Origin of the sequence: Spirulina sp. CCNP1310, from assembly GCF_034932185.1 — a bacterium.
In the GTDB taxonomy this organism is placed as follows: Bacteria; Cyanobacteriota; Cyanobacteriia; order Cyanobacteriales; family Spirulinaceae; genus Spirulina.
In genome coordinates this window covers 85,832-105,233 of sequence record NZ_JAYGHW010000001.1, presented here as the reverse complement: position 1 = coordinate 105,233, position 19,402 = coordinate 85,832, and the positions used below count along the sequence as shown (strand labels likewise).

The following is a 19,402-nucleotide window of genomic DNA, read 5'->3' as shown; positions in this document are numbered from 1 at the left end:
CGGTGGGGGGGATGATGCCCGACCAGCCCCCACTCGGCGCTCTACTCGTTACAGGTCGAGGACGGCAAGCACCGATCCCGGTGTGGGCCGTTGTAATTGGAAGCCGACTTTTTGACAAACCCGCTGCATGCCTGTGTTTTCGGGGAGAATATTTGCCATCAGACGGCTGATTTGGCGATCGCGGCCAATGGCGGCTAATCGTCCCAAGAGTTCTGTCCCCAACCCCTGGTTTTGAGCGCGATCGCTAATGATCATCGCAAATTCTGCTTCATTGACCCCGTGTAATTGACTGATGCGCCCGATGCCGAGAATCTGATGTTCCCCTGTGTTGGGGTCTTTGTAGTCTGCCACGAGGGCCAACTCGCGATCGTAGTCAATGAAACAAATGCGGGAGAGGCGATCGTGGGCCACCCGACTGGTTAAGGACATGAGATGAAAATAGCGCAGATAGACACTCTCTTCCGACAGCGGTTCATGAAATTTCACCACCAGGGGTTCATCCTCAGGCCGAATCGGGCGGATCACCACCGTCGTCCCATCCTTGAGGGTCCAAGGCTTGACATATTCCAACGGATAGGGGCAAATGGCAGGCTTGGGTAAATCCGCCTCCAGCGTCTCCGGGTCATGGAGCACCACCCGTGCATCCAAGGCAATCAGATGCTCACTCCCTGCCAACAGGGGGTTAATATCCAACTCCTTAATCCAAGACTGCTCGACAATTAAATGGCTAAACCGGACGAGCAACTGCTCCAACTCTTCCAAATTCACCGCCTTTTGACCCCGTACCCCCTGCAAGGCGCGGTAAATTTTCGTCTGCTCAATCATCCGCCGGGCTAGGGTCGTATTTAACGGCGGTAGCCCCAAGGCCCGGTCTTTAAACACCTCCACCAAAGATCCCCCCGTGCCAAACAGCAACACCGGCCCAAACTGGGGATCCAAGCTGCTGCCAATGATCAACTCATAATCCCCTTGGGTTTGCTGCAACATCGGTTGCACCGTCACCCCTTGGAAATGCTCCGCTCCCACCTTGGCCGTCACCGAGGTTTGAATGCCCCGGTAAGCGCCCCGCACTGTTTCCGCATCCTGGAGCAACAGCCGCACGCCCCCCACATCGGTTTTATGGGTGATCGTTGTGGAATTGAGCTTGAGCACGACGGGATAGCCGATCGCCTCGGCTTGGGCCACCGCCTCCTCCTCGCTGTAGGCAATTTCTGTGGCCACGGTGGGGATACCGTAGGCGGCGAGGAGTTGTTTTGATTCGTACTCCGTTAATAATGTGCGCCCCTGGGCCCGCACCGCTGCGATTATCTCCGTTACTTGGGGGCGATCGCGCCGCGCCGGACTCACCCAATCCGGGGATTCCTCCGTATCCGCCGACAGCATCGGCGTTTCATAGAGGCCCTGTAAATTGTAGGCATAGCGCCACATATAGTTAAAAACATGGGCCGCCGTATCGGGAAAAGGCAACGTGAAAATCTTCGCCTGGTTGAGCAACTGTTCCCCCGGCGTAATCCCATCCCCCCCCATCCAACTGGCGAGGATCGGTTTTGCGGGCCGTTGGGGGTCTTGGAGAATTTCCACAAACTTCTTCGCCGTTTGGGTGGGATCCGTCATCGCTTGGGGCGTGAGGATTGCCAGTAATCCATCACTATTGGGGTCATTGAGGGCAATTTTAATCGCCTCAGCGTAGCGTTCGGGGTCGGCATCTCCCAAAATATCAATGGGGTTGGCATGGCTCCAATGGGTGGGCAAAATCCCATCTAAGGCCGCTTGAGTTTCCGGGGAAATTTTCGCCAGTTGCCCCCCTTCGGAAATGAGGGCATCGGTGGTGAGTACCCCCGGCCCCCCGGCATTAGTGAGGATCGTCAGGCGATTACCCTGAGGGCGGGGCTGTTTGGCCAACACTTCCGCCATATTAAACAGATCATCAATGGTATCGACGCGCAACACACCACAGCGGCGAAACGCCGCATTGAGGACTTCATCACTCCCCGCTAACGCGCCCGTGTGGGAGGCCGCCGCCGCAGCGGCGGCTTCGGTGCGACCGGCTTTAATGACAATAATCGGCTTCGTGCGGGCCACCTCCCGCGCCGCTGACAGGAACGATCGCGCATCGCCGATACTTTCCATGTAGATCACAATGCTATGGGTGTGGGGGTCATCCCCCAGATAATCAATTAAGTTCCCCCAGCCCACATCGAGCATTGAGCCTACGGAAATAAACGCACTAAACCCGACGTTTTCCCGCAGGCTCCAATCTAAAATCGAGGTGCAGAGCGCCCCGCTTTGGCTGATAAAGCCGACATTACCGGGGCGGGCGATCGTGCTGGCAAAGGTGGCGTTTAACCCCGATACCGGACACATCACTCCCAAGCAGTTGGGGCCAACAATGCGCAGGTTGCCGGCCCGGGCCTTGGCGAGAATTTGCTGCTCTAGTTCCACCCCGGGTGCGCCAATTTCCTTAAAGCCTGCGGAAATAATAATCGCCCCCTTCACGCCTTGGGCAATACAGTCATCAATGGCGGCGGGAACCGCTTGGGAGGGAATGGCGATGACGACGAGATCCACCGGCTCAGGGATGGCAGCAAGATTGGGGTAGGCTTTGATGCCAAGAATACTAGGCCGTTTCGGGTTGACAGGGAAAACCATCCCCCCAAAGGGATGGCTGATTAAATTCCAAAGCAGGGTTCGCCCCACGCTGCCGGTTTTTTCACTGGCTCCGATGATGGCAACGGCTTGGGGTCGAAAAAAGACATCCAAGGGCTGTTGCTCATAGCGAAGCACGTTTTGAGCGGGATCATGGGTTTGAGGAGGGGATGTGATCATAATTGGGAAAAGCCTGAACTCTAAAAATCAATCGGGGTGAATTTTGTGTTACAAAATACACAAAATCACTCTAGGGTCGAGGTTTAAGGGCAACCCACCCATTCATTCTACTGATATCTTTGGAGAGATCTCCCAATTATCAATGATTCTTTTAACAATCTAGAAGCTGTTTTAATTTTTTCTTAACTTTTAGTTTGAACTGCATCAATTAATGTTTGATTAGGGGTCTAAAATTATGTTTTATTGGGCATCTACTGGGTTAGATATTCCAAGGCGGGAGATGCTCTAGGGGCGAAGATTTTTCATCTCTACGGTGACAACTTTACAACCAGGCTCCCCACAAGATCCTATTTTCAAATATCTCGATCTATCTATCATCAATAGAGATGATCATTCTATGTAGTTTTTGCTTGTTTTTTTGAGCGGTTTACCGATGATCATCGCTGTGCTTATTTTTCCTGATCTGGAATTGAATCTGTGAAGATCATCATGAATGTGTAGGGGGAATGCCGCTATTGTCCAGTGGTGTAGCGAGAACGATCGCTCCCTGCTCTGGGGTAGCGTTGTGTTCATCAGTTTGGCCTTTCCCAGGGGAAGGCGATCGCCCCCTAGGAACGGATGGAATGCCCCAGCCAGCCCTTTATTCAATTGCCAAATCATCTGGATTGCCCAATTAATTTTCTGAAGAGAAAAATAAATTTTCAACTGTACTGATCAGGGGAGGTAGTAATTATACTGAGTTTATCCGTTATAATATTGCTGTTGAATCTGACTCGATGGCAATGGCTATTCATGGTGTTTTGACGTAGTGACGAACTTGAGAATCCGGCTCCGTTCAATTCAACCTCCTTTCTTTTACGGCTTGTTGTTCATGCAAAACCGGACTTCTGCCCCCATTTCTCTCCGCCTGTTTTTGATCGCGCCCTTATTAGCGCAAATCATTGTGGTTGTAGGAACGACAGCCTATCTTTCCCTCCACAATGGCCAACGCACGGTAGATCAAATGGCCCAGGAATTGGTTAAAAATATGGGCGATCGCACCAAAAGTGAGATTAACCAACAACTCAACCTCCCCGAACTCCTCAGCCAATCCTACATTGACAGCTATCGCGCCGGGCAATTGCAGTTTAACCAGCTCACCCAGTTAGAACAATTCTTTGCCCAGCAACTCAAATCCCAAACCACCGTCACCGCCCTCTCCTATGCGACGACCGGCGGGGATTTTGTGGGAGTGGAGCGGGTGAGCGATCGCTCCCTGCTGTTAAAACGACGCAACCCTGAGACAGGGGCCAACCGCCACCTCTACCGGCTGTCCTGGGATGCCCTTGAAGAAACCACAATCCTCAACCCCTATAGCAATCGCTACATCGCCGCTGAACCCTATGATCCCCGTCAGACCCCTTGGTATCAACTCACCACGAGCAAACATCGAGCAATTTGGAGTCCGGCTTATGTTGATAAACGCCGACTGAAAGCAGGGGTTTCTCAACCCATTTATGATCAAGATCATAATTTGATGGGGGTGCTGAATTTAGAGCTTTCTCTTAATCAATTCAGCTATATGCTCAGTCAGTTAACCCTGAGTCGTCAAGGCATTATTGTCCTGACCGATCAAGATGGGTATTTGATCGCCACTTCAGAGCAAGAATCTTTATATCACAACAATCAGCGCCTCAAAGCAGTCCACAGTCAAAACCCAGTGATTGCCGCTTCTGCAATGGAGCATGGGCATGGCAATTTCAACAATTTTCAAGTTTTTCAAAGCAAAATTAACGAAAAAAAATACTATATTTATCGCACTGACTTAAAAAATAATCTGGATATCCATTGGGTGTTAACCATTGCCGTACCAGAAGCCTTGTTTACCGCTCCCCTCGCAGCGACACGGAATAAAACGTTAGTGCTTTGTGCGATCGCCCTGTTTATGGCCACAGGCATGGGCATTTGGACAACCAGAGTGATTAGCCGCCCCCTGCTCCATCTCCTCACCACCAGCCAACGCCTCGCCGAGGGAGATTTTGCCGCCCGTAACACGATTCGCCCCAGTCGAATTCAAGAGTTAAATTTACTCATGGAAGCCTCCGTGGCCATGGGGACAAAAATTCAAGAAACCCTCGCCGCACTCCATGCCCAGCAAGAAAATTTAGAATCCTATATTCAAGATCGAGATAGTTTATTTGAAGCGATTTTTGAAAATGCGGGGATTGGGATTGGCTTAACCAATTTAGAGGGTTATATTATCGATAGTAATCCTGCATTGCAAAGGCTATTGGGCTATAGCAATACAGAACTACAACAACTACATTTTTCAGAATATACCTACCCTGAAGACCTTGATGCTGATGTGGACAAGGTGATTGAAATTATTGAGGGAAAACGCGATAATTTCTCGATGGAAAAGCGCTATATTCGCAAAGATAAATCGATTGTTTGGGCGAGAATGACACTCTGTTCAATTCGTAAAGAGGGGGAATTGCTCTATACCTTTTGTATGACGGAAGACATTACTGAATGGAAACAAAGTGATGCCCAAAATAAGGCCATGTTTACGGTGTTTCCTGATTTAATTTTTCGCATGGATCAGGAAGGGACTTATTTATCCTACAATTCAGCGGCGAGCATGGATGCTTTAGTCACTCAAGGCGATCGCCTAGGGAAAAAACTTCATGATATTTTGCCGGAGGAAGTGGCCAACCGCCATTTATATTTCATTCAAGAGGCGATTGCATCGGGTACGGTGCAGTGCTATGAGCAGGAAATTACCATCAATGGCCGCACCCAGTTTGAGGAGGTGCGTATCGCCCGCAGTGGCCATGATGAAGTGATTATGATTATTCGGGATATTAGCGATCGCAAACGCACAGAAATTTTCCTCCAACAGGCCATGGAAGCCGCCCAAGCCGCCAGCCAAGCGAAAACGCAATTCCTCGCCAACATGAGTCACGAACTCCGCACCCCCCTCAATGCCATCCTTGGCTTTACCCAAGTCATGGCCCGGGATAGTCGCCTTGATGGGGAACAGCAGGGGCAAATTCAAATCATCAACCGCAGTGGCGAGCACCTGCTAGGGTTAATTAATAGCATTCTCGATCTTTCCAAAATTGAAGCAGGGCAAATGCAATTGCAGCCCACCAGTTTCGACCTTCATCACCTCTGTTATGACTTAACCGATCTGCTGATCAGTAAGGCTCAAGTGAAAGGCATTTCCCTGGAATGTAGCTATGATTCTGATGTCCCAGTGCTGCTTTACGGTGATGGGGGCAAACTGCGACAAGTGCTGATTAACTTGATTGGCAATGCGATTAAATTCACCGATCAAGGGGGGGTGATGCTCCATATTTCTAATCTCGCCCCTGAGGAAAACCCCTATCGCCTGCAATTCACCGTGAGCGATACTGGGGCCGGCATTGCGCAGGAGGAAATGCACGCTCTATTTCAAGCCTTTGCCCAAACCGAATCAGGGCTAAAATCCCAAAGTGGGACGGGGTTGGGGTTAGCGATTAGTCAGAAATTCATTGCCTTAATGGGGGGAAATTTAGAGGTGGAAAGTACCCTCGGTGAAGGGTCTCGGTTTTTCTTTACCTTAACGTTACCCCCTGGGGATGCGGCGGATGTGGTGATTGCGACCCAAAGTTTGCCGGTGGTGGGTTTAGCCCCCAATCAAAAGACTTATCGCATTTTGGTTGTCGATGACCGCTGGGAAAATAGTCATTTGGTGGATAAACTCTTAAGCTCCGTAGGCTTCGAGGTGAAAACCGCATCCAACGGGGCCGAAGGGATTGAGGTTTGGCGGGAGTGGGAACCGGATTTGATCTGGATGGATATGCGGATGCCGATTATGGATGGCTATGAAGCGACGACCCAGATTAAAGCCACACCCCAAGGGCGTAAAACCGTCGTGATTGCCCTCACCGCCAGTGCCTTTGAGGAGCAGCGATCACAAGTTCTGGCCGCCGGTTGTGATGATTTCGTCCGGAAGCCCTTCCGGGAGGCGGTGCTGTTTGACAAGATGGCGGAATATTTGGGGGTGGAATATATTTATGGAGAAACGGGTGCAACAACAGAAGTCCAAATTGGTGAAGTCGCCACCTTAGCAGAGTTGCAAGGTTATTTGCTCAATATGCCCAAAACTTGGCAAGAAGACCTGCTCACGGCGACGATGGCCGCTAATAGTAACCAAATCCTGGAACTCTGTGAACATCTACCCCTCGAAGCAGATCCCCTACGGGAGATGATTCAGCAATGGTTAGATGGATTTCGCTTTGATGCTCTCGAAGGTTTCCTAGAATCGGTGGTGGACGAGGCCAATACTATCGGTTAAGACAGAGTAGATCCGTAGCAAAATTGCTGAATCTTGGGTGCTGAATCTGTCGCTGAACTGCTGTAGATCTACTGATCGCAATCCGGAATAATGCATGAAGTTTCCGATGTGCTTCTGCCACAGTTTGGCAGAAGGGTGGCGAGAGCAGAGTGACTCTAGGATGGCTTGCGGATTGCTATTGATGATTTGTTGACGTTAAACTCCCAAAATTTTGCCATGAATAAACCCCTAAAAACAAGTCTTAATCTTTTTTATTACAGTATTTTTGGAGTCTGGAATGCTGTTTTCATGACCTTAATTTATGGATTTTGGTTGCCCTTGGAGGGGGGGGCATTGATCGGGGCGATCGCCTCCGGTGAAATTCAACGGGAATTTGCCCTTTCCCTCATCGGTTTTGGCCTCATTCCCCCGCTTTGTACCGGGATTGGGGTTTGGAAATTTCGGAAACAGCCCCTAGAACTAATGCGGCTCTTTTTCGGCATTGAAGCCCCTCTCTTTTTGCTCTGTCTGATCCGATTTTTTGCCCTGCGACAACTCACTCCGGCAACGGTTTGGCTCGTGGGTTCTTTAGGAATTGTGGTTCTCGCCTTTGCTGCTGAACGGGTGACGGGCTATTGGGGCAAAACGACAACAGTTAGCCCACGGTCAGCCCTCCTGGCCACGCTCCAAACCGCGATCCATACTCTGATGATCGTGATGGGGATTTATGCCGGTTTCCTCCTCCTGCTCTACGTTTTGCCCATGGCAGGTTTTACCGTGCAAGGATTGTGGAATTGGGTGGTTTCTGGGGATATTTGGCGGGATTTGAGCAATAACTTAGGCTGGTTTTGGGAGGATTTAAAAAGGGGTTATTGGTGGGGGGCGATCGCCTTCCCTCTATGGATGGTGATGTTTACAATCACCGTGCCGGTGTTTTTCGCCCTGCCCATGAGTTTTGCCCTCCTCTATGTTGATTCCGGGGGGCGGATTTTGCAGCAATTTCGCCAAGCTTATGGCCGCCGTCGGGCCCTCATTGTCCTGTTGGGAACCCTCGCCCTTTGGTTTGCCATTTCCGGCGGCTTAGGGAACCAGCCCCAAGGCCAAGCCTTTGCCCTCCTAGAGCGGGATATTGCCAACCCCGCAATCCGGCAAATGCTACTCAACGAAGCCCCCACCCTCCGCAAGGGGTTGCTCAATGCCTATCTCTCGGAATACCGCTATTTAGGGATTAACAGTGAGAGCAATCTTCTGGGGCAATGGTATCAAGAGGCGTTCCATCTCCCCAAAGGCATCGCCACGGTTTTGCAAGAAACCCATGACATTCTCCTTTCCCCTTTTCTCTATAGTGGTGAGCGGGGGGATGTGGAGCGGGCAGCGGAACTCTATGCGAACTTCTTTGATACACCGATCCAAAAAGGGGAAAAAGCCGCCATTCTCCAAGCCCTCACCTCGACGAGTAACCTGGATGCCGCCAATGCGGGAGTCCTTGATATTGGTCGGGAAAAAGTGCTGCTCAAGCACCAAGAACTGACCATTGAGGAGCAGGGGGACTGGGCTGAGATCGAACTTTACGAGGTTTATCAAAACCAAACCTTTGAAGTGGAGGAAATTTTCTATGGTTTTTCCCTACCGGAAAGTGCTGTTTTAACGGGGGTTTGGTTGGGGGAAACAGCGGAAAGGGGCGATCGCTTTCCTTTCCAAATTTCCCCCCGTGGAGCCGCCCAAGCGGTTTATAACTCCCAAGTGCAACGGGAGCGGCCTGTAGACCCTGCCCTCTTGGAGCAGGTGGGGCCCCATCAATACCGCCTGCGGGCTTTCCCGATCTTGGCCCGCCCCCAAAGTTGGGAAGAGAATGGGGGCGAACCCGCCCCCCCGATGCACCTCTGGCTCACCTACCGCACCCTCGCCACGGATCAGGGTTGGCCCCTACCGCAGGTGAGTGAGGCTCGCAATGTGTTTTGGACGGAGGCAACGGAGCGGTTCCGCAATGGTGAACGGGCCAAGGGGTTTGATGCTTGGCTCGAAGCCTATGCCCCCCGTTCTCGTCCTACGCCACCCCAAACCCATCGGGCCATCCTGAACAGCTACGAGGTGACGGCGGAACCCCTTCAGGATCAGGCTATTTCAATCCCCAAAGGGCAACGGTTGGCGATCGCCCTCGACACCTCCTACAGCATGGCCCAACAACGGGCAGCCCTCCAGGAAACCCTCCAGGCGATCCAAACCCAAGGCTCCGATCAATTTGATCTCTACCTCACCGCCGCCCCCGGCATCGAACCCCGCCGCGCCGATTTGGACAGTTTGGGCAAGCTCGATCGCAATGCCTTTTATGGCACATTGCAACTGAAAACGATGGTGCGCCAATTCGACCAACTCCGCCAAGGGCAAGACTATGACGGGTTAATTTTGCTCTCGGATCAGGGGAGTTATGAATTGGGGGATGATCAGGGGGATTTACCCGATTTAGGGATGCCGATTTGGGCTGTCCATATCGGCGGCTATCCCATTGCTTACGATGATCAAATTCTCGCCGCGCTCCAAACCAGTGGCGGCGGCTCCACGGATTCGATCCCGGCGGCCTTAACGCGGCTGGCCACGGATGCCCCAGGGGTGCAGCACCTCGATAGCTACCGCTGGCAAATGGCCCCTGTCACCGATAACGCCACAGCCACAACCTCGGACTTTGACCCCTTAGCGGCCCGCTTCCTGATCCACCAATTGAGCCGGGAAACGGACACCACCGATCCGACACAATTGGATCAACTCCACAACATCGCCACGACGACGAATATTGTCACTCCCTATTCTTCGATGATCGTCTTAGTCAACGATGAACAGCGGGAACTGTTGCGGCAGGCGGAAGCCGATGATGCTCGGTTTGATCGCACCGTTGAGGATGGTTCAGAATCCCTCCAAGCTCCCCCTAGTGTCACAGGTGTCACCGCTGTACCGGAGCCGGGAACCTGGTTAGCGGCGCTCTTAGTGACGGCGTGGTTTGTGAAGCACCATCGCCGCCCTGTCCAGCGTGAATGATCTCGTTAACCGCCACTAAAGCTAACAACCCGGTTTCTGAACCCCAGGTAAACCTAGAAACCGGGTTGCGGGATCTGCTCATGATCAGCGCAGACCCTCGCAAAAACCCGGTTTCTGAAAGTAGGGTGGGCAATGCCCACCCCTAATTTTTTTGCTGATCGACGGTCAACTGTGGGCAAGATGTTCACGGAGGAGGTCATGGATAAAGCGATAGCGTCCGCCGACGCGCTTGAGGATCTTTTGCTCACAGGCTTGATTGAGAAAGGCGACATAATTGAGGGGCGTTGCGCCACTCTGCCAGAGGAAAAACCGTAAAATGTAGTGTTGAAAAACGGGAAAACCTGCGAAATTTAATCCAAACGAAAATGCAATAAAAATGCCGCCCAAGAGAGATTCTTTGGTTGTGATTTCTTGACCCATAGTATAACGGATTAAAAATATTAAGAATACAATACAAAAATAGGTTATTAATCCAATCAAAATAGCATTTTTAGCAGATTGAATAATGCCCTGATTTGGGTAAATTCTTGTCTTCAACTCTTTCTTTTTTATTCCTCCAGTGAGCCATATAATTATTCCCATAAATAGCCCTCCAATTATTCCCATGACTATAATTATGATAATTTCAGAAGCTAGCCCGTACATCAACCATCGGATTATTCCATAAAGTATGCCGTACATTAGTCCTGAAATCGGCCCATAGAAAATTGTCCTACTTTTGGAACTTTTCAAAGAATAAGTAAACGCTTCACTCGGATTAATTTTTTTGTCAATGAAAATCAGTAATAATCCTGCAAGTATCCCAAACGTTATTCCATAAAATATTTCAAATGCTATTCCATAAGTTATCCCAACAATCAGCCCAAAAGTTAGCCCCAAAATTATCCGATAAACAATCCTTAACCATTGTCTTTCTAACAAATTAGGCTGCATTCTTTCTAGCAAAAACTCAGTTTGATTCTGCTTCTTTAACTGCCGTGCCAACCAAGAAAGATAGCATTTACTTTTACCAATTTTTGCCATAATTAACTTGTGACTTGCTCCCTGATTTTTCCCCCAGTGTTCCATTAACTTCCGGTCAATATAGGCATCAAACAACTGCCCTCGTACCTGCCTTTGATATAACGCCAAATCTTGAGCCTGCCGCCTTCCCTGTGGAATTCCTTCAGAATAAGCTACCGGAATTAAGTGTAAAAACAAGGGAATTCGAGCCAATGCTAATAATCCATCTTCATCCTTTTGGATATCTGCCCAAAGATCGTCATACTTTAAACGGCGCAAATGGGCTTCAATTTGTCCATCCGTTAGTGGTTGTAAGCAAACTGCCCCACGCAACCCAAAAAAGATCCTATCACCCGCTAAATATTCCTCATGACGACAACAGACTACAACAGAAAATACTCCTCCATTTAAGCGAAAAAACTCATTGAGTTGTTCAATACAAGCTTGCTGACGAACTAAGCCTAATTCATCTAAACCATCTAATAAAGGCAATAATTGTCCTTGTTCCAGCCAACTTTTCGTCATATCTAGGGGGATATTGTAGCGATCTTGAAGGTCTGTGGCTAACCAATCAGCAATCGATTGTTTATCCTCTTTCCAAGCAGAAAGCTCAAAAATAACAGGTAAAGAACGATCAGAATTTTGTTGAGCATCTATCATTAATGCTCGCGCCAAATCCAGCAATAACGTCGTCTTCCCAGCACCCGGATCTCCTAAAATTAACAGCCTTTGCCCAGACTCCTCAAAAACCTCGCGAATCGGTTTCCCCTCTTCCGCCATTTTTTCCCGCCGAAAGATCAAATCAGGTAGTTTTTGCCAGAAAGAAGGCTTTTCCGGCGATGACGGAGCCAATGGCGATGGTTTTCCCACCTGTTCCGGTTGGGCTTCAGCCACTAAATGAATTAATTCTTGCTGGTGTAGGGTATCTGCTAAACGTGCTGTGACGTTCTTTTGTTCGCTGCTGAGGAGTTTTCTCCGGTATTCTAAAAGTTGCTGGGTGGAATAAGAGGCCACTAGCCTGTTTTGGCGTTGCCCCCAAACCATCCCCCCCAAATACAAAATGCTGCTGGTGAAAATTACATAACAGGGCAGCTTCAGCCAGTCTAGAACTTGTTGGGTTTGGAGGTGGTGGGGTTCAGGGTTGTCTGGTAACACCCAATTAAGTTGGGCAACGATGATCAATAAGGCCAGAATGTTGGCGATAATCACGGGAGTTTTCCCCGGTACATCTTGCAGCGGCGGAAGTTGGTTAATCAACCAACACAGGATCGGGATGGTGATCGCCAAACCGAGCAGGATGTTAAGAAAAGCAGGGTCGAGGGGCATGGATGGTAAACCGAGCCAAAGATTCTTCCCTTTAGCCTATCGCAGAACAAGCTAAGGGATACATATTGAATCCCCTCAACCCAAAAATGCAGGTAGACAAAGCCTGCTCTACATCTTTCGTTACATTTAAAGCCGAGAAACCGGGTTGCGAGGTTGGTGAATAATCAGCCAAGACCCTCGCAAAAACCCGGTTTCGGAGGAATTAGAGACGCAATAATAGATCTACGCCGTGGGTGTCAGTGCCGCAGGTTTGGAAGAGGTTGAATTGCTCCGCCAATGCCTTCACTTGGGCTGTTTCCACCGGACTCGCTTGCCAAGGATTGCTTTTGCGATAACTGTAATAGGTTTCCACTCCATCAATGCCCCATTGCGCCAAGATGGGGATTAACTCCGCCGCCGGGCGACGGTAACGTTCCGGGTGGGCTAAAACCGCTAACCCCCCCGCTTGATGGATGGCATTAATCACCATCGGCCCCTGGGCCATGGCTCCCGTCGGGCTTTCTCCCGTTAAATAACGGGCGATCGCCCCCCCTGCCGGATCAAACCCATAGCCCAAAATATGTACATCAGTATCATAAACTTGGGTCGTGATTTCTACCCCTGTCCAGAGTTGGGGGGCATGGGGCAAAGCTTGGGCAGCGAGCCAGGCTTGGGCGCGGTAATAGCCCTCAACGGTGTGGTGGTCGGTGATCGCCATGCCCTTGAGGCCAATGCGCACCGCTTGGGCGATCAGATCTTCCGGCATCAGTTGGCCATCAGAGCTACGACTGTGAAGGTGAAAATTGTAGTGATGGGGACAACTCTCTGCATTGAGATCACGCCAAACGGTTTGGAGCGTTTGGAGATCCTGAGCCGGATGGGGGGTCAGTGTTAAAAACTGGGTCATACAGAAATCCGTCCACTTGCTAAGAAGGCTAGTTGCGCGTTGTGCAGAAATGGCAAAAACCTAAGATTGTATTACATTGCTTCCCAGTTTAACAAAAATTAATAGTCTGTACAGATTGGTGCAATTGGTGGATCCAATCAGAATGTTAAACAGACAAAATCGTTCCATCTGTGGAAAACCTGTGGAAAATACCTGGTGTTTTTCCACAACCTGGGGAAAGTTAGCGGGCGATCGCCACTTGGGTGAGGAGAGAGAGGGGGCCGATTTGGGCGAGTTGCTGTTGCTGGGTGGCATTTTTGACGAATAATGTCCCGGCAAAACCGAGGGAATTAACGGAGATGCCGGCGTATTCATCCTGCGATCGCGGAATCACCACCATCCACCGCCGCGTCATTAACCAGTTATAGGGGGCAGTTTGGCGGGTTCCCTGATAATCAATGCCCGCTTGGGTCAGCAATTGGCCATAACAGGCCCACAGTTCCGCCGCAGTGGCCCCCGGTTTGAGGGGGGCGAAACTGTGGCGGAAGGGAAAATGGGGGATCGGGTTGGGGGCAGTGGGGTCAGAGATGGCGGCGATCGCCACATCTAAGGGCAAATCATGACCCGGCGGCAACAAAGGTAACGGCACTAACTGCAAATGCTTATGGGGCTGACTGGCTCCCGCCGCCGTCCCACCGTTATAAAATGCTAACCCGTCAATTTCTGCCAACCCCGCCGCCACCGCCGCAAAATCCCCCAGGGTTAACCAATCATCTTGGGACTCAAAACCCCGCGTCACAATCAAACTGTGGTGATCCACCACATTAAATTTATTCAACAAACAAATATGGCTAGGGGAGAGATCCGCCACAAATAAATCCGCTTCGTAGGGGAGAAAGGGGTTAAAGTTGGGCTGCTGCGATCGCTTCATCGCCCCTTGGGTTTCCTTCCGGACTAAATTCGCCAAGGCCCGCACCAAAAACCCCAAACCCTCCTGCTCAATAAAATCCCAGGTGGTGGGAATCGGTTGCAGCGCCCCGATCTGCAACGCGGCCTCACTGCGGGCGATAATCTGATCCCATAAATTTAACGGCTCCATAACCCCTCCATCGGCTACCCAACCCAAAAGTAAAGGCGCGATCGCCCTTCAAGAAGAAGATGCGATCGCGCCCCAATTACCTAATCATACGCCAACGGGCTAGAGATTCTTCTCGCCCAGATCCCGCGCCAGATGATCAAAGGGCGCATCAATGAAACCCACATCCGCGATCCCCGCTTCCATGGCGATGGCTTTCACCACATCCTTCATAATTTGAATCCCCATCACCGTCGGGCCAATCGGAACCCCTAAAGAGTTATAGGTTTCCCGCAACCCCTGTAAAACCCGCTCATCAAGGACATTAGTATCACCGGCAACCAAGGCATAACTGGCATAGCGGAGGTAATAGTCCATATCCCGCAAACAGGCAGAATAGCGACGGGTCGTATAGGCATTGCCACCGGGACGGAGTAATTCCGGCACGGTCTCAAACAGCGTCGCCCCAGCGGTCTTGACAATCGCGGCAGCATTACCTGTCACCATCGTCGCCACCGCAATCCGGTCATTGCCGGATTTGAAATAGGACTGCAAAGCATCCATGGCGGCCCGGTCAAAGTAACGGCCGCTCACATCATAATTTCTTATTAAGCTGGTTACTGCATCTTTCATCGAAACTGCGCTCCCAAATCAATCATCTTATTAATATTGTTACGGGTAGCCGATTGCAAGCTTAATCCGGCCCCACCAAGGCATCATCATGCCACAGCACCGGCCAGTCTGAACCAGTCCCCGCCAAGAGAATCGGCCTGAGGCTCACAATTGATATATTTCTTCATGAAATATCACTTAATATTGCGAATTGTTAAGAAGAAGTCTCCTTGGCCCCCAGTTAGGGGGGCCAAAGCGGCCGGCAATTTTTTGAATGATTTAACCAACGGCCTTGAATTCTGTAACACTGAATACAACTGCTGATCGAGTCGCTTTCTAGGATGTTTCGATGATCTACATAGGCGGAACAACCGAAGAAGGAGTCACTTTATGCCAGAGACACCGCAAGAAGTATTGCAGATGATTCAAGATGAGGGCATCGAAATCATCGACTTGAAGTTTGTTGACCTGCCGGGAACCTGGCAACATTGCTCGTTTTACCAAAACCAGATCGATGAAGCCTCTTTTGTAGATGGTGTCGCCTTTGATGGGTCAAGCATTCGCGGCTGGAAAGCCATCAACGAATCGGATATGTCCATGGTTCCCGACCCCAAAACGGCCTGGATCGATCCCTTCTACAAAGAAAAAACCTTGAGCATGATTTGCAGCATCAAGGAACCCCGCACGGGCGAATGGTACAACCGTGACCCCCGCAGCATCGCCCAAAAAGCTGTGGATTATCTCAAAACCACGGGGCTAGGCGATACGGCTTACTTTGGCCCTGAAGCGGAATTTTTCCTCTTCGATGATGTGCGGTTTGACCAAAACGAGCACGAAGGCTACTACCACGTTGACAGCATCGAAGGCCGTTGGAACTCTGGCCGGGAAGAGGCGGGGGGCAACCTTGGCTACAAACCTCGGTACAAGGAAGCCTATTTCCCCGTTGCGCCCACGGATACGATGCAGGATATCCGCACGGAAATGCTGCTGACGATGAAGGCTTGCAATGTCCCCATTGAGAAACACCACCATGAAGTGGCAACGGGGGGACAAAACGAGTTAGGGGTGCGGTTCAACACGATGATCCAAGCCGCCGACGATTTGATGATCTATAAGTATGTGGTCAAAAATGTTGCCAAGAAGTACGGCAAAACGGCGACGTTTATGCCCAAGCCCTTGTTTAACGACAATGGTTCGGGGATGCATACCCACCAATCCATCTGGAGTAATGGTGAGCCGACGTTCTGGAGTGATGAAGGTTATGCCAACCTGAGCCAAACGGCGTTGTGGTATATCGGTGGGATTCTCAAGCACGCTCCGGCGATCTTGGCCTTCACGAACCCTTCGGTGAACTCCTACAAGCGTTTGGTTCCGGGTTTTGAAGCTCCGGTGAACTTGGCCTATTCCCAAGGGAACCGCTCGGCTTCGGTGCGGATTCCGTTATCTGGCCCCAACCCCAAGGCCAAACGGTTGGAATTCCGTTGCCCCGATGCCACGGCTAACCCTTATATTGCCTTTGCGGTGATGCTGTTGGCGGGGATTGATGGGATTAAGAACCAAATCGATCCCGGTTCTCCCTTGGATGTGGATATCTATGATCTCAGCCCGGAAGAGTTGAGCAAGATTCCCAGTACGCCCGGTTCTTTGGAGGAGGCCCTCGAAGCCCTCAAGAATGATCAAGAGTTCTTGACTAGCACTGGTGTATTGAGTTCAGATTTCATTGAAAACTGGATTGCTTACAAGATCGATGCGGAAATCAACCCGATGCGCCTCCGGCCCCATCCCTATGAGTTTATGCTCTACTACGATGTCTAGGGATGCTGCGTCGGTAATTGATTAGTGATGATTTGAGCAAGGGGGCGATCGCCCCCTTTCTTTTTCCCCTAGAATGAACAGGGCAAGGAGATTAACAAGGACTTTGTGAACGGCAGGACAGTTATTTCCGAGTTAAAACGGCGTAAAAATCTCATCGGTTTGGTGCTGTTGGGGTTGGCTATTTTGGGGGGAAGTGTGGTGTATGCTTTGACCTTGCTGAAGGAACCCACGGCGGAAGTTTCTGAAGCGACAGCGCCGGCCATCGCTCCCGCCCCCGATATTACCGCCCTCGGTCGCATTGAACCTTTGGGCCAAGTGATTGCTGTTTCTGCGCCCCCGGCTTTGGGGGGGGCAAAAGTGGAGCGGCTACTGGTGGAGGAGGGCGATCGCGTTGCCGTCGATCAAATCATCGCCCAACTGGATAATTACGAACGCCTCCAAGCCGCCTTAGAAACCGCCCGCCGGGAGTTAACCGTTGCCGAAGCCGCCCTCAATATTGTTGAAGCGGGGGCCAAGCAGGGGGAAATCCAAGCCGCTGAAGCCCGGATCGCCACGTTAATCAGCCAACAGCAGGGACAGCGGCGCACCAACCAAGCCACAGCGGAACGCCTGCAAGCGGCCCTCAACACCGCCCAAGCGGAATACAACCGCTATCAATCCCTCTATAACAATGGTGTGGTTTCTGCTTCCCAGCGGGATCAACGGCAGTTAGACTGGATTACTGCCCAAAAGGAACTGGCGGAAGCCGTGGCGGCCGCCCAAGAAATTGACAACACCCTCAGCCAACAGATCCGGGAAGCCGAGGCGGATCGAGATCGCATTGCCGAGGTGCGCCCCGTGGATGTGGCCCAAGCCCGCGCCCAGGTGGGGCAAGCGGAAGCCCAAGTACGCCAAGCGGTGACAGATTTAGAATTGGGGATTGTGCGATCGCCCATTACCGGCCAAGTTTTGAAAATCCATGCCCGACCGGGGGAAACCATAGAGGGCGGCAGCGGCATTCTCGACCTGGGGCGCACCGATCAAATGGTCGTCGTTGCCGAAGTTTACGAAAGCGAAATTACCCAAATCACCCTCAACCAAAAAGCAACGATCACCAGCGAAAACAACACATTTAGTGAAGCCCTCGAAGGCCGAGTGGCTAAAATTGGCCGTCAGGTGGGTCGCCGTGCCGTCCTCGATACCAACCCCGCCGCCGATGTGGATGTGCGGGTGGTGGAAGTGGAAATTTTACTCAGTGCCGCCGATAGTCAAGTGGTGGCGAGCCTCACCAATGCCAAAGTCATTGCCCAAATTCATCGCTCCTCCACCCCATGAAAACCCCCCTGGCCTGGCTCCAACTCTCCCATGAACGGATTCGCCTCCTCGTCGCCATGGCGGGGATTAGCTTTGCCAATTTGTTGATGTTTATGCAGTTTGGTTTTCGGGATGCCCTCTTTGAAAGTGCCGTCGTCCTCCATCGCCGCGTTAAGGGGGATGTGTTTTTAATGAGTCCAGAGTCCACCGCCTTAATTGCCATGTCTTCCTTTTCCCAACGCCGTCTCTACCAAAGTTTGGGCGTGGAGGGGGTTGAAGCGATTTACCCGATCTATCTCGACTTTGCCCTCTGGAAAAACCCCGAAACCAAGGCAACACGGGCGATCATGGCCATTGGCATCAATCCCGTCGATGATGTCCTCGATTTTCCCGGCCTCACGGAACATCAGCACCGGATTAAACGGGAAAATGGCATATTGTTCGATCGCCTCTCCCGTCCGGAGTTCGGCCCGGTTGCCGATTGGTTCGCAGCGGGGAAATTAGTCGAAACAGAAGCGGGGGGGCAACGGCTGACGGTGTTGGAGTTGTTTGAATTAGGGGCTTCCTTTGGGGCCGATGGCAATATTCTCGTTAGTGACCAGACGTTTTTAAATATTTTTCCCAGTCGGCAGCGGGGGGTGATTGATATGGGAGTGATTGTTTTGGATCCGGGGCTAGAGCCGGAGCTGGTCATTGCCCAATTAAAAACCCTCTTGCCCAATGATGTGATGGTGATGTCCCGTCAGGAGTTTATTGATTTTGAAAAAAACTATTGGCAAACCGCCACCGCCATCGGGTTTATTTTTAGCCTTGGGGCGGGGATGGGGTTTATTGTCGGGATTGTGATTGTTTACCAGATCCTCTATACCGATGTGGCGGATCACCTGCCGGAATACGCGACGTTGAAGGCCATGGGCTATGGCGATCGCTACCTTTTGGGGGTGGTGTTTCAACAGGCCTTAATCCTGGCGGTGATTGGCTATGCCCCCGGTTTGGGCATTTCCAGCATTCTTTATGTCCTCACCGCCCAAGCCACCAGCCTACCCATGGCCATGACCTTGGGCAAAGCAACCACTGTGTTAGTTTTAACAGTGGTGATGTGTGTGGGGTCGGGGGCGATCGCCATGCGGAAATTGAGTGCGGCTGATCCGGCGGATATTTTTTAGGGAAATGGGGAATGGGGAGCGGGCAATGGGGTTTTAATGGAAACAGATATAGCTTTGTTCACCCATTCAAAAATATCCTTAAAGTCCCT

Annotated in this window: 10 protein-coding genes; 5 read left to right on the top strand and 5 right to left on the bottom strand. The window is 51.1% G+C overall.

Annotated features, from left to right (window positions below):
• Window positions 1–48: 48 nt before the first annotated feature.
• Window positions 49–2,826, bottom strand: coding sequence for a bifunctional acetate--CoA ligase family protein/GNAT family N-acetyltransferase (locus tag VB712_RS00425; protein WP_323250984.1), 2,778 nt, complete (start codon window positions 2,824–2,826; stop codon window positions 49–51).
• An 871-nt stretch (window positions 2,827–3,697) separates the two neighbouring features.
• On the opposite strand from VB712_RS00425, the gene VB712_RS00420 reads away from it, so the two are divergent.
• Window positions 3,698–7,147 (top strand): PAS domain S-box protein, encoded by a 3,450-nt coding sequence (locus VB712_RS00420; RefSeq protein WP_323250982.1) that lies wholly within the window; start codon window positions 3,698–3,700, stop codon window positions 7,145–7,147.
• Window positions 7,148–7,363: 216 nt separating this feature from the next.
• Entirely contained in the window at window positions 7,364–10,159 is a 2,796-nt protein-coding gene (locus VB712_RS00415) for a TIGR02921 family PEP-CTERM protein (RefSeq protein ID WP_323250980.1), read from the top strand.
• A 165-nt stretch (window positions 10,160–10,324) separates the two neighbouring features.
• Here the strand turns inward: VB712_RS00415 and VB712_RS00410 are convergent, their stop codons facing one another.
• The 4 genes from VB712_RS00410 to apcB all read right to left on the bottom strand — a co-directional run bounded on the left by VB712_RS00410 (window position 10,325) and on the right by apcB (window position 15,060).
• Window positions 10,325–12,487, bottom strand: coding sequence for an NACHT domain-containing protein (locus VB712_RS00410; RefSeq protein WP_323250979.1), 2,163 nt, complete (start codon window positions 12,485–12,487; stop codon window positions 10,325–10,327).
• A 202-nt stretch (window positions 12,488–12,689) separates the two neighbouring features.
• Window positions 12,690–13,373 (bottom strand): PHP domain-containing protein, encoded by a 684-nt coding sequence (locus VB712_RS00405; protein ID WP_323250977.1) that lies wholly within the window; start codon window positions 13,371–13,373, stop codon window positions 12,690–12,692.
• A gap of 220 nt (window positions 13,374–13,593) precedes the next feature.
• A complete protein-coding gene (locus VB712_RS00400) occupies window positions 13,594–14,451 on the bottom strand; it encodes a phosphorylase (protein ID WP_323250975.1) in 858 nt (285 codons plus the stop codon).
• A 99-nt stretch (window positions 14,452–14,550) separates the two neighbouring features.
• Window positions 14,551–15,060 carry an allophycocyanin subunit beta gene (gene apcB, locus VB712_RS00395; RefSeq protein ID WP_323250973.1) on the bottom strand — a complete coding sequence of 170 codons (510 nt, stop codon included), beginning with the start codon at window positions 15,058–15,060 and terminating at the stop codon, window positions 14,551–14,553.
• A 369-nt stretch (window positions 15,061–15,429) separates the two neighbouring features.
• On the opposite strand from apcB, the gene glnA reads away from it, so the two are divergent.
• The 3 genes from glnA to devC all read left to right on the top strand — a co-directional run bounded on the left by glnA (window position 15,430) and on the right by devC (window position 19,313).
• Window positions 15,430–16,854 carry a type I glutamate--ammonia ligase gene (glnA, locus tag VB712_RS00390; RefSeq protein WP_323250971.1) on the top strand — a complete coding sequence of 475 codons (1,425 nt, stop codon included), beginning with the start codon at window positions 15,430–15,432 and terminating at the stop codon, window positions 16,852–16,854.
• Between the two features lie 105 nt (window positions 16,855–16,959).
• On the top strand, window positions 16,960–18,168 hold the full coding sequence (locus VB712_RS00385; protein ID WP_323250970.1) for an efflux RND transporter periplasmic adaptor subunit: 1,209 nt from the start codon (window positions 16,960–16,962) through the stop codon (window positions 18,166–18,168).
• Window positions 18,165–19,313 carry an ABC transporter permease DevC gene (devC, locus tag VB712_RS00380; protein WP_323250968.1) on the top strand — a complete coding sequence of 383 codons (1,149 nt, stop codon included), beginning with the start codon at window positions 18,165–18,167 and terminating at the stop codon, window positions 19,311–19,313. Before VB712_RS00385 ends, devC begins: the two co-directional genes overlap by 4 nt.
• Window positions 19,314–19,402: the final 89 nt, after the last annotated feature.